Source organism: Mesorhizobium sp. WSM4845 (genome assembly GCF_055811455.1).
Genome location: NZ_JBVVQA010000031.1, coordinates 72546 through 86220, shown reverse-complemented (window position 1 = coordinate 86220; position 13675 = coordinate 72546). Strand labels below are relative to the sequence as shown.

Genomic DNA, 13675 nt, shown 5'->3' with positions numbered 1-13675 from the left:
TTGACGAGGCCTGAAGATTGGCCCTGTCAATTCCAGCAGGAATAGTTGTCGGCAAGCGAACTGCGGCAATGCTGCACCCGACAGGATTCGAACCTTTCGGCAAGCCGCCTAACCCGAATGCCCTGCCGTTCCCGAGCGGTTGGGATAAGCGTCTCGACATGCATGAACTCGTGCTTTCCGCACCGTTCGCAGAGGTGGCTAGTCCACCTCCTGCTCAGAAGGAAGGATCATAGCATGAGTGACGAACTATCCGCCTTCCGATGCAATGGAGCCCGTTACGCGCCCCGGCATTATACACCATAGGTGCGAGCATCCCGGCTGCGCCAAGAATGCGGGATGGGGCTTTGCCAATGTCCTCTGTTCCAGGTCGAAGTATCCAAGATCATAGGGCATGAGGCTCAAGGGCCAAATGCCATCGTCGAACTCGTTGACGCCGAACCTTTGATCGGCGGGCACGGTGACGATCTTCTTCCTGTGCATGCAGATGCGGCCGGAGGCGGACGAATCTGTTCACCTTCGGGACGAGCCTGCGCTATTCGATTGATGAATCACCCTCATAACGACATGCGGATTTTGCCGCCTAATCGATCGCCGGCGTCGTCGCTATTCTATTTGAACATTCGCAACACTGCCGCACATGCCGAGGAAATGAGCATGGCCCGGCAGGCCTGCGACAGTTCAGGACGATCAAAGGAGACAGGCATGACCAAGCAGAGCGGAATCGAGAACACCGCGCAGTCCAGTGTCGACTTTGCCCGGCGTGATCTCCTGAAGCTGACCGGCGCCGGCGTTGCCGCGCTCGGTGCGGCGTCGCTGTTCAACATCCCCTTCGCAAAGGCTCAAGACATGTCAAACGGCGCCAACAACTTCTACACCAGTGATCGGGTGACGCTGGAAAAGATCGCCTTCAAGAGCCAATACGAGATGAACGTTGTGGGCAATCTGTTCATTCCCAACAAGCTCGACCGCAATGCGCGCCATCCGGCGCTCGTCGTCGGGCATCCGATGGGTGCGGTGAAGGAGCAGAGCGCAAATCTTTATGCCACCAAGATGGCCGAACAGGGCTTCGTCGCCATGTCCATTGACCTGCCGTTCTGGGGCGAAAGCGAGGGCGAGGCCCGCCAGATCGTTTCACCGGATGTCTACGCCGAAGCATTCAGCGCCGCGGTCGATTTCCTGGGCACACGGCCATTCGTCGACAGAAACCGCATCGGCGCGATCGGCGTCTGCGGCAGCGGCAGCTTCGTCATCAGCGCGGCCAAGATCGACCCGCGGATGCGCGCCGTCGCAACCGTCAGCATGTACGATATGGGGGCCGCCAACCGCAACGCGCTTAACCATTCACTGAGCGTCGAGCAGCGCAAGCAGGCCATTGCTGCAGCTGCCGAGCGGCGCTGGGCAGAGTTTGAAGGCGGCGAGGTCGAATATACCAGCGGCACGGTGCATGAGCTGACCGCCGACACCCATCCGATCCAGCGGGAATTCTATGATTTCTACCGTACGCCGCGGGGTGAATTCACGCCCGCCAGCGCAAACCCGCAGATCACCACGCATCCGACGCTGACCAGCAACGTCAAATTCATGAATTTCTACCCGTTCAACGACATCGAGACGATCTCGCCGCGCCCGATGCTGTTCATCGCCGGCGATCAGGCTCACTCCCGCGAGTTCAGCGAGGATGCCTACAGGCGAGCGGCCGAGCCGAAGGAGCTTGTGTGGGTTTCCGGCGCCGGGCATGTCGACCTCTACGATCGCGTCGACCTGATCCCGTTCGACAAGCTGACCAGCTTCTTCAATCAGCACCTCTCCGCGTGAGCGGCGCGACGGAGCCTGTACCGGACGGAACAGGCTCCATCAGCATAGATCGGGAGACACGACGGCATGCACGAAACTGTTGCTGAACGCCGCTGTTATTGCACTCGGAACGGTTGGATCTGGCATGGCTCAAGAACGCATTCGCATTTTTTCGGATTGGGGCGAGGTCACAGCCGATCTCGCCGATAACGAGGCCGCAAGATCTCTGGCGCAGATGCTGCCGCTTACGATCGAGATGTCCGATCATCTGCGCCAGGAAAAGACCGGCAATCTGCCTTCCGCCTTGCCCGAGCTGGCGCGGCAGCGCGACTTCTCTGCCGGCACGCTTGGGCTATGGAGTTCCGATCATTTCGTGATCTACTATCGGAGCGGTCTCCTCCCGGCGCCTGGCATCATCAGGCTCGGGCAGGTCACTGGCGATGTCTCGATCTTCGATCGTCCCGGTTCCGTCACCATCCGCGTTGAACGCGCCGACTGAAACCTGCGCAATCCGCTCGTAGTTCGTCGCCGGGGCGAGCGCGGATCGAATAGCTGCCGCTCAATGAATCTCAGTGTTCGCCTTCGATTCATCCGGTATAATCGAATTCTGGCTATCACAAGGATTCATGAGTGCCGCGGCAGAATGTCAACGATCTGCTCGCGTTCCTGGCTGTTGCACGGGAGCGTAGTTTTACGCGCGCCGCAGCCCGGTTCGGCATATCGCAATCGGCGCTAAGCCACACGATCCGTCAACTCGAAGCGCGCCTTGGCGTTCGCCTGCTCACACGCACGACCCGCGCGGTGGCTCCCACGGAGGCGGGAGAGAGGCTTTTGCAGCGGATTGGGCCGCACTTTGACCAGATCGAAATCGAGGTCGATGCCCTGAACGAACTGAGAGAAAAGCCCGCTGGAACCATCCGGCTGTCGGCGCCCGACTATGCAATCAGCAGCATCCTTTGGCCCAAGCTGAAACGCTTTCTCCCGAAATATCCCGACATCAAGGTCGAACTCCTGCTCGACAACGGCCTCACCGACATCGTGACGGAGCGCTTTGACGCCGGGATCCGCATGGGCGAGCAGCTTGCGAAAGACATGATCTCGGCTCGCATCGGACCGGATTTCCGCTTCGCGGTCGTCGGCGAAAAATCCTACTTTGCCGAGCATCCCGCGCCGGAGAAGCCGCAGGATCTCGTGCAGCACAATTGCATCAACTACCGTTTTCCAACGTCCGGGGCCCTTTATGTGTGGGAGTTCGAGGAGAACGGCCGCGAGATCAAAATTCGCGTCGATGGGCAGCTCGTCTTCAACAACATCTTTCATGTCCTGGACGCCGCGCTGGCCGGCCGCGGCCTCGGCTATGTTCCGGAAGAAATGGCCCTTCCCCACATCGCCAAAGGGCGGCTGGCGCGGGTCCTGGAAGGATGGTCGCCCTATTGGGATGGCTACCATCTCTATTATCCGAGCCGCCGGCAATCCTCGCCTGCTTTCGTTGCCCTGGTCGATGCGCTGCGCCATCGCGACTGACTATCGATGCCGCGGGCTTCGACGTTCTTGCCACTGAAGCCCCGCAAAGAGGGCGACGACAACCGTCCATACATCATGGCTCGCCAGATGACGTGAACCGCCGAGGCTGCAGCATAACGGTCAGGGCTGCTGTATTGCCGCCAGCTTCCAGTCGCCGCCGTTCTGGCGCGTGAAGGTCCACAGTTCGGTTGTTTCCGTCGGCCGATCGGCTTCGCCGGCGACGATCTTGCCGCTGGCGCGATCGCGCATTACGTCAAGAGACTCGTAGCGCAGGGCAGCCGTCGCGTAGTCACGATCATCTTCCCGCCAGCTCTCCGCAATATCGGCCTCCAGCAGGCTGACGTTCGACACCTCGTTCCTGATGCCGTTCTTGGCATTGTCGGCAAGTTCTTCGGACAGGTACGACACCATCTCGGGGGTCGCCAGCCGGCGCAAGCCAGCATGGTCTTCACGCCCGAACGCTTCCTGAACTTCGGTCAACCGCTGCTGGAATGTATCGAGATCGGCCGGCGTCATCGTAATTTGATCGTTGGCTGGAGCCGTCCGGCCAAAGCCAGACCCGATGCCTGGAATGGGGAAAGATGTGACGTTGTCCGCTTCGCGCTGGGCTGCCGCGTTTCGCCCAAAATTGCCCATGCTCCGCGGAACACCGGCCATGGCAGGCGCTTGGTTGCGTGCCGATTGCGACCGGAAAAAGCGGATGATCAGCATGATCGCGCCGCCGATCAGCAGTCCTTGCAGCAGCAGGCCCAACATGCCAGCCAAGCCGCCGAACCCCTGGCCCAAAAGAAGTCCGATCAGACCGCCGAGCAGCAGGCCGCGCATCATCGAACCGCCGAGGCCGCTGAAGATCCCTGGTCGTTGGGCTGCCGGTGTCTGGCGGGCCGCATTGTTCGTTGCGGTGTTGGGCGTCATCGAGCGCTCAACCGGCGCGGCCGGCTGTGGCGCCGTCCTGGTCGGCGGGACCGACTGGAAAGTGCGCGTGCCGCGGCTGCCGAAGCTGCCGCCACGCCGCGCCTCGGCGTAATCGGCCGTGACCATGGAAAAAGCCAGGAACAGTCCTGCAAACAAAACGGCAAACCGGCTCGAACGCGAAATCATCATGGCAAATCCTCAAGCGACACTTTGGCGCTATATGGGGTGCGCCGATCGAAATATCAGTGGCCGCAGCTTCCGTACCTGGCAATTGAGGAGAATTCCAGGACCGCCACAAATTCAGCAAAGCAGCCGACCGTGATCCTTCTGCCACCTTGTGCGTTGTCGCCTGAGGCACACCGAGGAGAAAAACGGTGTTTGCAGGTTTCAGGGCCACCAGCTTGCAACTGGACGACACGACCATTTTCGCAAGGGTCGGCGGAACCGGTCCGCCGCTGCTGCTGCTTCATGGTTTTCCAGAAACGCATCTGATGTGGAGGGATATTGCCGCGGCCCTGGCGCCCCGCTTCACAGTCGTCGCCGCCGATCTTCGCGGCTATGGGCAAAGCGGCTGCCCGGTCTCCTCGGCCGAGCATAGCCCATACGCCAAACGCGCCATGGCCGCAGACATGGTTCAAGTCATGCAGCAGTTGGGTTTTGAGCGGTTCATGGTTGCCGGACACGACCGCGGCGGGCGGGTCGCCTATCGCCTGGCACTCGATCACCCAGATGAGATATCCAGGGTCGCGGTCCTCGACGTCATCCCGACCGCCGCCGCGTGGGACAGGGCGGATGCCAGACTGGCTCTCGGCTTCTGGCCCTGGAGCCTGCTTGCGCAACCGGAACCGCTGCCGGAGCGGCTGATCGGCGCGGCGCCCGATGCCATCGTCGACAATGCGATTGTGCAGTGGGGATCGCCGGCAGAAATGTTCTCTGCAACGATCAGGGAAGCTTATGTCAAGGCGCTTCGCGATCCCGTTCATATTCACGCGATTTGCGAAGAGTATCGGGCCGCTGCCACGCTCGATCGTGAGCATGACGCGCTGGACCAGATAAACGGTCGTCGCATCAAGTGTCCGCTCCTGGCACTGTGGAGTAGCCAGGGCGGCCTGGAGACCTGGTATGCGGAGCAAGGCGGACCGCTGGCTATTTGGAGGAAATGGGCCGACAGAGTAGAAGGAGGTCCCGTTCCGGGCGGGCACTTCTTTCCAGAAGAGCACCCTCACCGGACCGCAGCGGCTCTCTCGAAATTCTTCGAGGTTGAATAGGGAATGACGCCCAGGGCAGAGTGTTGTAGAGCTTCACATGCCTCATTCGCCCGTCCGGCGTCAAATCTGCTTGATAAAATGAAAGCCATCTCGCCAGCCATATCCCTGATATGCAGCATCGTGTTTGTCGGAGGTTGCGCATCGCCCTTCCATGCATCCTTTGATGCCGCGAAATACGACAGGATGAGTTGCGTCGAACTCAACGTGGCCATGGGTGGAGTCGCCAAGGAGCTGTCGGCGACAGCGATCACCCGGGGCAAAGTCGCGAAAACCAACATTCCGAACTGGCTATGGGGAGCCCGGCGTGTCGCCACTACCGTCACAGTCCGCCAGAACGCGAAAATCGAGCAATTGCAGCAGCAGGAGGCCGCGATCGCAGCTGTGAGACGAAGCAGGTGCTGATTGCGGCATCGGTGAGAGCCTGCTGCCGAAGGCTGAAAATGACCGATTTCGCAGTATTACAGCCGAGGCTCGACGGCTCCGTGGATTCTGTCATCCTCACCGTCACGGCTTCAGTCTCGGCGACACGGCCAAGCCGAGGAAAACGATAACGGCCTGATTGAGGCGCAGGATGTCCGCGTCGTCTAACCGCCCGATATTTGCGCCGATCTTGGACTTTGGGACCGTGGTGATCTTGTCCACCATCAGTCGGCAGACGGTGAGCAGCCCGTTGCGCTCGTTCGGTTCGACGGACAGACGGAACAATGACGCGTCCGTCTCGTCGGACGACGGCCGCGTCCCATTGGGCATGCTTGAACTCAGTGATTTCGAAGACGATCTCCTGGCAGCCGAGCAAAGCCCGAACGATATCGAGGACCGATTCAGGCGTGCCGGTCTCGACTATATCGACGATGTGCTTGAAGCGTTGGAATGGAGCCGCCATGCAGGGTTTCCTGACGAGGAAGATCGGCAATCGCCCTTGCCTGAAAAGACCTGGCTCGACGAGTTGCCGAGCCTGACAGCGCTGGTCACAAATCCTTTGCGCCATGTCGGACGAAATGACCCATGTCCCTGTGGCAGCGGCAAGAAAGCGAAGAAATGCTGTCTCGCAAATTGACCTGATGCAGCACCGCGGACTTGATCCTTGGCTGTCTCAGGCCGATCCACGGGATTGGTGCGCAGCGATTGCGCCGAGGAAGATCTCGCCGAATTCCCTGAGTTTTGCGGCGCCGACGCCATTGACTGCGGCGAAGGCGTCGAGGTCGCGCGGGCAGCGTTCGGCCATGTCGATCAGCGTGCGATCGGAGAAGATGACGAAGGCCGGCACCTGGCACTCCCGGGCGAGACGCAGTCGAACCGCCTTGAGCGTGGCCAAGAGCGCGGTATCCAGGTCTTCCGTGCCCGCGGCAGCATTCGGGGTGGGACGAGTCTTGTCTCGTGCCGCGCGGTTCCGCACCTCTACGCGATACCGGAACGCGACCTCGCCACGGGCCAGCTCACGGCCCTTTTCGGCGATGGCAAGGCCGCCATGGCCGCCTGAGTCAAAAGTCACAAACCCTCCCGCGACGAGCTGGCGGATGAGCGACTGCCAGACATCCTTCTTGCGCGCCACACCGGTCCCGAAGCTGGCAAGCCTTTGGTGGTTCCTGGCCAGGACCTTCTCGGTTTCATGGCCGAGCAGAACATCGACGATATGGGCGGCGCCAAAACGCTCGCCGGTCTGCGCGATGGCCGCGAAGACGATCCGTGCCTCCGCCTCCCCATCCGAATGCGGCGTCTGGTCGAGGCAGTTGTCGCAATTGCCGCAAGGCATTGCTGGTTCGCCGAAATAGCCAAGCAGGATCTGGCGACGGCACTGGGCCGTTTCGCAATAGCCGATCAGCGTATCGAGCCGGCCATGCGCGCGCCTTTTATGCTCCGCCGGCGCGTCCTCGTCGTCGATGAAAAGCCGCCGCATGCGAATGTCGCCGAGACCGAAGAGCATATGTGCCTCGGCAGCCCGCCCGTCGCGGCCGGCGCGGCCGATTTCCTGATAATAGGCTTCGAGGCTGCCCGGCAGGTCGGTGTGGAAGACATAGGCGACGTCAGGCTTGTCGATCCCCATGCCGAAGGCGATGGTCGCCACCATCACCACGCCCGACAGGGTCATGAAAGCGTTTTGATTTGCTTCACGCGCCTCCTTGCTCATGCCGGCATGATAGGCCAGGGCGCGCACGCCGTTCTTCTCGAGGAACGCCGCCATCTCTTCCGTCTTCTTGCGCGACAGGCAATAGACGATCCCGCTGCGGCCGGCATGACGCTGCACGAAGCCCAGCAATTGGCGCTTGCTGTCCTGCTTGGCCTCGACGCCAAGCTTGATGTTCGGCCGGTCGAAGCCCAGCACCAGGGTTTCGACACGCCCGGCGAACAATTGTCCGGCGATGTCGGTGCGCGTCGCCTCGTCCGCTGTCGCCGTCAGCGCAATGATCGGCACATCAGGGAAAATGTCGCGCAGCCGCGACAACTCTTCATATTCGCGCCGGAAAGACGGCCCCCATTGGGAGATGCAATGCGCCTCGTCGACAGCGATCAGCCGGATGTCGAGCCTGGCTAGCGCCTCGATCATCCGCGCGGTCATCAGCCGCTCCGGTGCAAGATAGAGCAGGCGCGTCTGGCCCGCCGCGACGCGGCGCCATGCGGCGACATTGGCATCGCGGTCGAGCGAGGAATTGATCGTATTGGCGGCCACGCCGGCAAGACGCAATGCGGCGACCTGGTCCTGCATCAGCGCCACCAGCGGCGAAACGACAATGGTGAGACCGCCCAGGACCAGCGCCGGGACCTGGTAGCAGAGTGATTTGCCGGCGCCGGTCGGCATGACGGCCAGCACATGACGCCCGGCCAGCAGCGCCTCCGTCACGGCGTCCTGGCCGGGACGAAAATCGTCGAAGCCGAACACGTCCTTCAGGACGCGCCGCTTGGGATCCTCCGCCGGGACGCTCGCCGCCGCTGCCTGCATCAGGGAATTTCTATGATCGGCGCTGCCCGAAAAGGCATTGGGGGAACGGCCCGAGTCAGCGGCGACGTGACCTGCCAAAGCTCCCTGGCAAATCGTCGGGTGACCGCTTGGACAGCCGATTCGGACATTCGAACGCTCCTCAAGTCCTGTCTCCGTCGGCTCCGTCTGAAAGTTATCCGCCTCATTGGCGGATATGCGAGCGTGATTCCAGCCTCTATTCGCTTCGGCTGTGAATATCGCGCAACGGCTCGGGCCGATTAATCCTATCTTCACCATGATTCGGCAGGTTCAGGTCCTGCGGTGATGTTTTGAGTACCGCGGCGCCACAAGCGCCCAGGCAACACGCCCGCGTCTCTCCGGAGGCGCGGGCTTTTTGCTTCCGAGACAGGCTGCCGCTGCGTAGTGCCCTGCGGGGGTTCTCGTCAGACGAGGAAATCGGCGCGGTGCGGTGTAAAACTGTCGACCAGGCGGCCGGCCTCGAGCGCCTTGACGCCGTGGACCAAATTGGCAGGGACAATGAAGCTGCTTCCCGTTTCCATGATCTCGGTCGTGCCGTCGATGGTGACCTCGAAGCGGCCTTCGGCGACATAGCTCGCCTGGACATGCGGGTGCGAATGCAGCGCGCCGACACCGCCCTTGTCGAACCCGAATTCGACCATCATCAATTCGTCGGTGTGCAGCAGCACACGCCTGCGATTGCCATCCGGGGTCGGCGTCCACGCGCCCTCGCCGGCATGCGTAAAGATCTTCGTTCCGGTCATCGCCACATCCTCGTCATGGGCATGCGCCTCATCGCGCCAGCCAGCCGCCGTCCACCGGCACCACCGCGCCATGCATGTAGTTTGACGCCGGCGCCAGCAGGAAGACGGCCGCGTCGCCGATGTCTTCCGGCCCGCCCCAGCGCCCGGCCGGAATGCGCGCCAGAATGGCGGTGCTGCGGTCCGGGTCGGCACGCAGCGCCTCGGTGTTGTTGGTTTCGATGTAGCCGGGCGCAATACTGTTGACGTTGATGCCTTTCGACGCCCATTCGCAGGCGAGCAACCGGGTAATGCCGACCACGCCGTGTTTCGAGGCGGTGTAGGAGGCGACGCGGATGCCGCCCTGGAAGCTCAGCACCGAGGCGATGTTGACGATCTTGCCGCGCCGTTCGGGATCGGCAAGCACGCGCCGGGCAAAGCTCTGGCTGAGAAAAAACACCGTCTTCAGGTTGACGTCCATGACATCGTCCCAATCGGCTTGCCCCAAATCGACGGCGTCGGCGCGCCGGATGATGCCGGCATTGTTGACCAGCCCGTCGAGCGGCCCGGTTTCGTCCCAGACGCGATCGAGCATCGCCTGGGCGGCGGCGTGGTCGGCAAGATCGCAGCGCACCGCCTCGAAGCGGCCGCCCGACGCGCCGATCTTTTCCGCGGTCTCATCCATTGCAGAGCGGCCGACGCCGACCACCGCACCACCGGCGCGCGCGATCGACAGGGCGATGCCTTGGCCAATGCCGGTGTTGGCGCCGGTGACGAGAATGCGCTTGCCGGCCAGGCTGAAAGCCGAGAGGTCGCTCATCGCAGCTCTTCCATCGCTACCGGATCGACATCCGTATAGTCGACATTGTCGCCGGCCATCGCCCAGATGAAGGCGTAGTTGGAGGTGCCGGCGCCCGAATGGATCGACCAACCCGGCGACAGCACCGCTTCCTCGTTGCGCATGACGAGATGGCGCGTCTCGTCCGGCTCGCCCATGAAATGGAACACCCGCGCCGTCTCCGGCAGGTCGAAATAGAGATAAGCCTCCATGCGGCGGTCATGCACATGGCACGGCATGGTGTTCCAGACCGAGCCTGGGGCGAGCTGGGTCATGCCGACGACGAGTTGGCAGGTTTTGACGCCCTCGGCATGGATGAACTGGAAGATCGAGCGCTCGTTGCAGGTCGCCTGACTGCCGAGATCGAGGCGCTTGGCATCGCCGATGCGGATCAGCTGGCTGGGATGGCTCTGATGCGCCGGCGCGCTGAGCAGATAGAACTTGGCCGGCTCGGCTGGATTGACTGAGGCGAATGACACCTCATTGGCGCCCATGCCGAGATACAGCATGTCGCGGGGTTGCAGCTCGTAGGACTGGCCGCCGGCTTTGACGATGCCGGCGCCGCCAATGTTGACGGCGATCATTTCGCGGCGATCGAGAAAGTTCTTTGTTCCGGTCGGCTTGATCGCTTGCAGCGGAAGCGGTGTCCCGGCTGGCATGGCGCCGCCGACGATCATGCGGTCGTAATGCGTGTAGGTCAGGCCGATGCGGCCGAGCTGGAACAGGCCTTCGATCAGGAAATTGTGGCGGAGCTCGTCCGTCCCCATCGCCGCGGCGGTGACAGGGTCGATGGCGAAGCGCGAGGTGAAGTCGGTGTGGTTTTCAGTGTGATTCATTGCTGTCCCATTGGGCTGCCTCATTGGTCATTCGGTTGCCGCGGCCTTGACCGAATCGGCATAGAAAATCTGACGTGCATGCAGGCGCTCGCGATAGCGCTGCTGGCTGGCGCTGAGATGCGCGCGCATCGCTTCGCGCGCGGACTCGGCATCGCCAGATGTAATGGCGTTCAGGATCACCAGATGCTCGTCTTGCAGGCCGCGCTGATAGGCGTCGGATTGGGCGAGTTCTGTCGACCACGGCGATGTCACGTCGCAAGGAATGGCGCGCCGGCCGAGCACGTCGAGCATCTCGACATAGAACGGATTGTTGGTGGCGCTGGCGATTGCCCGGTGGAAGGCGAGGTCGGCCGGACCTGTCGGCTCGCTGTTCAACAGCAGCCGCTCGAACTCGAAGAACGCCTCCTGGATCGCCGCTTCCTGCGCGGCATTGCGACGGATAGCGGCCAGCCCGGCGGATTCGATTTCGATCGCCAGGCGCACCTCCAGCACGTTGAGCGCGATCGAATCCTTGCTGCCGATGTCCGCAGCCAGCGTGCCGAACATCGTCGAGATGTGCTCGGTGACGAAGACCCCGGCGCCTTGGCGCGGCTCGACCAGACCGTCGGCGGCAAGCTTGGCCAGCGCTTCGCGGATGACGGTGCGGCTGACCCCGAAGGTTTCGGTCAGCCGACCCTCGGTCGGCAGCTTTTGGCCTGGCTGGATCTCGCCCGCCTGCAACTGCTTGCGGATCGCCGCGACCACGGTCTCCGACAGCTTGGGCTTGCGTTCGACCTTCAGGTTGATTGCCATATCCGATGCCATTGCCAGCCCTTATTTGAAGACGCTCGGCAACCATAGCGAGATGGCCGGAATGTAAGTGACGAGCCCCAGCACCACGATGCCGGCCCCATAGAACGGCCAGATCGAGCGCATCGCTTCCCAGACGGATATCTTGCCCACCGCGCACGCCACGAACTGCACTGCGCCTACCGGCGGCGTGTTCAGCCCGATGCCGAAGTTGAGGATCATGATGACACCGAAATGCACCGGATCGACGCCGTAGGCCTGCGCCACGGGCAGGAAGATCGGCGTGCAAATGATGATCGTCGGCCCCATGTCCATGAAGGTGCCGAGGAACAGCATCAAGAGGTTGAGCAGGAGCAGCACGACCAGCGGATCTTCCGAGATCGCGTTCATCGAGGCTATCAGCGCTGCCGGCACTTTGAGGAAGGCCATCAACCACGAGAACGCCGCTGCCATGCCAATGATGAGCAGCACCATGGCCGTGGTGCGCACGGCGCCATGGGTGGCATGAACGAAACCTTCCCAGGTCATCTGCCGGTAGACCAGGACAGTCACGAGCAATGCATAGATGACGGCGATGCAGGAACTCTCGGTGGCTGTGAAAACGCCCGATCGCACGCCGCCGAAGATGATCGCTATCAGCAGCAGGCCTGGCACCGCGACCGCGAAGAGATGCGCGACGGCGGCGAAGCCAGGAAACGGCTCGGTCGGATAGCCGCGCGAGCGCGCCACGAAGTAGGCGGTGATCATCAGCGCCAGGGCCAACAGCAGGCCCGGGATGATGCCGGCGGTGAACAGGTCGGCGATGGAGATCTTTCCGCCTGCCGAGATCGAGTAGATGATCATGTTGTGCGACGGCGGCAGCAGCAGCGCGATCAGCGCCGCCATCGAGGTGACGTTGACGGCGTAATCCGCTCCATAGCCACGCGCCTTCATCTGCGGGATCATCAAGCCGCCCACCGCCGCGGCCTCCGCCACGGCGGAGCCCGAAATGCCGCCGAACAGTGTAGCGGTCGCGATGTTGACCTGCCCGAGGCCGCCGCGCATGTGGCCGACCAGCGAGCCGGCGAAGGCAACGATCTTGCTGGCGATGCCGCCGCGCACCATCAGGTCGCCGGCGTAGATGAAAAACGGAATGGCCAGCAGCGAAAAGACGCTCATGCCGGAATTCAGGCGCTGGAACACGATGAGCGGCGGCAGGCCCATATAGAGAACGGTGGCAAAGCTTGCGACGCCGAGGCAGAAAGCGATTGGCGTGCCGATGAGCATCAGGACGGTGAAGACGCCAAAAAGTATCCAGAGTTCCATGGCGTCAGACCTTCACGTTGGCTGTGTCGAGTTCGGCTGCGACTTCCGCCGGCGGCAATTCGTCGAGCGCATCGTCGATCGGCGCACCGGAGAGGCGAAGCACGACGCGCTCCAGCGTGAACAGCACGATGAGCACGCCTCCCGCGACAAGCGGGACGTAGTCCCAGCCCCCCGATATGCCGAGCGACGGCAAGGTGGCGCCCCAGGTCAGCGCGACCAGCTGGCTGCCATACCAGATCATGCCGATGCCGAAGGCGAGCGCGACGAGATCCGAGATCATCCTCAGCCAACGCTTTCCGCCTTTCGGCAGCACGTAGAGGAGGACGTCGAAGCCGAGGTGATAGTTCTCGCGCACCCCGACGGCAGCGCCGAGGAAAATGAACCAGCTCATCAGCATCACCGAGCCCTGCTCGGTCCAGCTTGGCGAGCGGTTCAGAACATAGCGGCCGAACACCTGCCAGGCGACGAAAGCGGTCATCAGCACCAGCCCGATGCCGGCGATCCACAGCGCCGCCGTGCTGACGCGCGACATCACGCGCGCGATGCCGGACAGGGACGGTCTCTGTTCTGAGCTGGAGGTCACTGGTTCTCTCCGCAAGAGGGGCGGGGGGGGGGGGGCCCCCCCCCCCCCCGGAAAGAACCCCCCCCCGGGGGGGGGGGCACACCCCGCGCGGGTGGGGGGGGGGGGGGGGTTTTTTTTGCGCGGCCCCCACCGGGCGGGGGTGGGGGGG

At 62.5% G+C, this 13675-nt stretch carries 16 protein-coding genes and 1 pseudogene; 7 read left to right on the top strand and 10 right to left on the bottom strand.

What is annotated here, in order from left to right; genetic code table 11:
* Window positions 1-246 precede the first annotated feature (246 nt).
* A pseudogene (locus AC0L2C_RS27635) lies at window positions 247-501 on the bottom strand (hypothetical protein); the annotation flags it as partial.
* Window positions 502-702: 201 nt separating this feature from the next.
* Between AC0L2C_RS27635 and AC0L2C_RS27630 the strand changes: the two are divergent.
* The 3 genes from AC0L2C_RS27630 (at window position 703) to AC0L2C_RS27620 (ending at window position 3318) form a co-directional block, all read left to right on the top strand.
* Window positions 703-1815 carry an alpha/beta hydrolase gene (locus AC0L2C_RS27630; RefSeq protein ID WP_473524911.1) on the top strand — a complete coding sequence of 371 codons (1113 nt, stop codon included), beginning with the start codon at window positions 703-705 and terminating at the stop codon, window positions 1813-1815.
* Between the two features lie 124 nt (window positions 1816-1939).
* Complete coding sequence (locus AC0L2C_RS27625) at window positions 1940-2293, top strand: cyclophilin-like fold protein (protein ID WP_473524910.1); 354 nt, start codon at window positions 1940-1942, stop codon at window positions 2291-2293.
* A gap of 131 nt (window positions 2294-2424) precedes the next feature.
* On the top strand, window positions 2425-3318 hold the full coding sequence (locus AC0L2C_RS27620) for a LysR family transcriptional regulator (protein ID WP_473524909.1): 894 nt from the start codon (window positions 2425-2427) through the stop codon (window positions 3316-3318).
* Between the two features lie 120 nt (window positions 3319-3438).
* On the opposite strand, the gene AC0L2C_RS27615 is transcribed toward AC0L2C_RS27620, so the two are convergent.
* Window positions 3439-4419 (bottom strand): Tim44 domain-containing protein, encoded by a 981-nt coding sequence (locus tag AC0L2C_RS27615; protein WP_287345563.1) that lies wholly within the window; start codon window positions 4417-4419, stop codon window positions 3439-3441.
* Between the two features lie 188 nt (window positions 4420-4607).
* Between AC0L2C_RS27615 and AC0L2C_RS27610 the strand changes: the two genes are divergently transcribed.
* Both AC0L2C_RS27610 and AC0L2C_RS27605 read left to right on the top strand, forming a co-directional pair.
* On the top strand, window positions 4608-5501 hold the full coding sequence (locus AC0L2C_RS27610; protein ID WP_473524908.1) for an alpha/beta fold hydrolase: 894 nt from the start codon (window positions 4608-4610) through the stop codon (window positions 5499-5501).
* Window positions 5502-5579: 78 nt separating this feature from the next.
* The gene (locus AC0L2C_RS27605) at window positions 5580-5903 is read left to right on the top strand and encodes a hypothetical protein (protein WP_287345540.1); all 324 of its coding nucleotides are present in this window, start codon (window positions 5580-5582) and stop codon (window positions 5901-5903) included.
* A 102-nt stretch (window positions 5904-6005) separates the two neighbouring features.
* On the opposite strand, the gene AC0L2C_RS27600 is transcribed toward AC0L2C_RS27605, so the two are convergent.
* On the bottom strand, window positions 6006-6251 hold the full coding sequence (locus AC0L2C_RS27600; protein ID WP_473524907.1) for a type II toxin-antitoxin system PemK/MazF family toxin: 246 nt from the start codon (window positions 6249-6251) through the stop codon (window positions 6006-6008).
* Between AC0L2C_RS27600 and AC0L2C_RS27595 the strand changes: the two genes are divergently transcribed.
* Window positions 6250-6558: a YecA family protein gene (locus AC0L2C_RS27595; RefSeq protein WP_023800072.1), complete on the top strand. Its 309-nt coding sequence runs from the start codon at window positions 6250-6252 to the stop codon at window positions 6556-6558. The two genes, AC0L2C_RS27600 and AC0L2C_RS27595, sit on opposite strands and share 2 nt — an antisense overlap.
* Before the next feature lie 36 nt (window positions 6559-6594).
* On the opposite strand, the gene recQ is transcribed toward AC0L2C_RS27595, so the two are convergent.
* The 7 genes from recQ to AC0L2C_RS27560 all read right to left on the bottom strand — a co-directional run bounded on the left by recQ (window position 6595) and on the right by AC0L2C_RS27560 (window position 13476).
* Entirely contained in the window at window positions 6595-8439 is a 1845-nt protein-coding gene (recQ, locus tag AC0L2C_RS27590; protein ID WP_473524906.1) for a DNA helicase RecQ, read from the bottom strand.
* A gap of 422 nt (window positions 8440-8861) precedes the next feature.
* Window positions 8862-9200, bottom strand: coding sequence for a cupin domain-containing protein (locus AC0L2C_RS27585; RefSeq protein ID WP_128173604.1), 339 nt, complete (start codon window positions 9198-9200; stop codon window positions 8862-8864).
* Between the two features lie 28 nt (window positions 9201-9228).
* Window positions 9229-9996 carry a 2-dehydro-3-deoxy-D-gluconate 5-dehydrogenase KduD gene (kduD, locus tag AC0L2C_RS27580; protein WP_128173605.1) on the bottom strand — a complete coding sequence of 256 codons (768 nt, stop codon included), beginning with the start codon at window positions 9994-9996 and terminating at the stop codon, window positions 9229-9231.
* A complete protein-coding gene (gene kduI / locus AC0L2C_RS27575; RefSeq protein ID WP_287224973.1) occupies window positions 9993-10850 on the bottom strand; it encodes a 5-dehydro-4-deoxy-D-glucuronate isomerase in 858 nt (285 codons plus the stop codon). Before kduI ends, kduD begins: the two co-directional genes overlap by 4 nt.
* Before the next feature lie 27 nt (window positions 10851-10877).
* Window positions 10878-11654: a FadR/GntR family transcriptional regulator gene (locus AC0L2C_RS27570; RefSeq protein WP_023800077.1), complete on the bottom strand. Its 777-nt coding sequence runs from the start codon at window positions 11652-11654 to the stop codon at window positions 10878-10880.
* 9 nt (window positions 11655-11663) lie between these two features.
* The gene (locus AC0L2C_RS27565) at window positions 11664-12944 is read right to left on the bottom strand and encodes a TRAP transporter large permease (RefSeq protein WP_023800078.1); all 1281 of its coding nucleotides are present in this window, start codon (window positions 12942-12944) and stop codon (window positions 11664-11666) included.
* Window positions 12945-12948: 4 nt separating this feature from the next.
* A complete protein-coding gene (locus tag AC0L2C_RS27560; RefSeq protein ID WP_473524905.1) occupies window positions 12949-13476 on the bottom strand; it encodes a TRAP transporter small permease in 528 nt (175 codons plus the stop codon).
* A gap of 10 nt (window positions 13477-13486) precedes the next feature.
* On the opposite strand from AC0L2C_RS27560, the gene AC0L2C_RS27555 reads away from it, so the two are divergent.
* Window positions 13487-13675: hypothetical protein (locus AC0L2C_RS27555; protein WP_473524904.1), on the top strand; the 189-nt coding region annotated here is incomplete at its 3' end.

Coding starts and splice junctions, on each gene's coding strand:
- AC0L2C_RS27625 (WP_473524910.1), top strand. CDS start 1,940: ATGGCTCAAGAACGCATTCGCATTTTTTCGGATTGGGGCGAGGTCACA.
- AC0L2C_RS27615 (WP_287345563.1), bottom strand. CDS start 4,419: ATGATTTCGCGTTCGAGCCGGTTTGCCGTTTTGTTTGCAGGACTGTTC.
- recQ (WP_473524906.1), bottom strand. CDS start 8,439: ATGCAGGCAGCGGCGGCGAGCGTCCCGGCGGAGGATCCCAAGCGGCGC.
- AC0L2C_RS27570 (WP_023800077.1), bottom strand. CDS start 11,654: ATGGCATCGGATATGGCAATCAACCTGAAGGTCGAACGCAAGCCCAAG.
- AC0L2C_RS27595 (WP_023800072.1), top strand. CDS start 6,250: ATGCTTGAACTCAGTGATTTCGAAGACGATCTCCTGGCAGCCGAGCAA.
- kduI (WP_287224973.1), bottom strand. CDS start 10,850: ATGAATCACACTGAAAACCACACCGACTTCACCTCGCGCTTCGCCATC.
- AC0L2C_RS27600 (WP_473524907.1), bottom strand. CDS start 6,251: ATGCCCAATGGGACGCGGCCGTCGTCCGACGAGACGGACGCGTCATTG.
- AC0L2C_RS27560 (WP_473524905.1), bottom strand. CDS start 13,476: ATGTCGCGCGTCAGCACGGCGGCGCTGTGGATCGCCGGCATCGGGCTG.
- AC0L2C_RS27605 (WP_287345540.1), top strand. CDS start 5,580: ATGAAAGCCATCTCGCCAGCCATATCCCTGATATGCAGCATCGTGTTT.
- AC0L2C_RS27565 (WP_023800078.1), bottom strand. CDS start 12,944: ATGGAACTCTGGATACTTTTTGGCGTCTTCACCGTCCTGATGCTCATC.
- AC0L2C_RS27630 (WP_473524911.1), top strand. CDS start 703: ATGACCAAGCAGAGCGGAATCGAGAACACCGCGCAGTCCAGTGTCGAC.
- AC0L2C_RS27585 (WP_128173604.1), bottom strand. CDS start 9,200: ATGACCGGAACGAAGATCTTTACGCATGCCGGCGAGGGCGCGTGGACG.
- kduD (WP_128173605.1), bottom strand. CDS start 9,996: ATGAGCGACCTCTCGGCTTTCAGCCTGGCCGGCAAGCGCATTCTCGTC.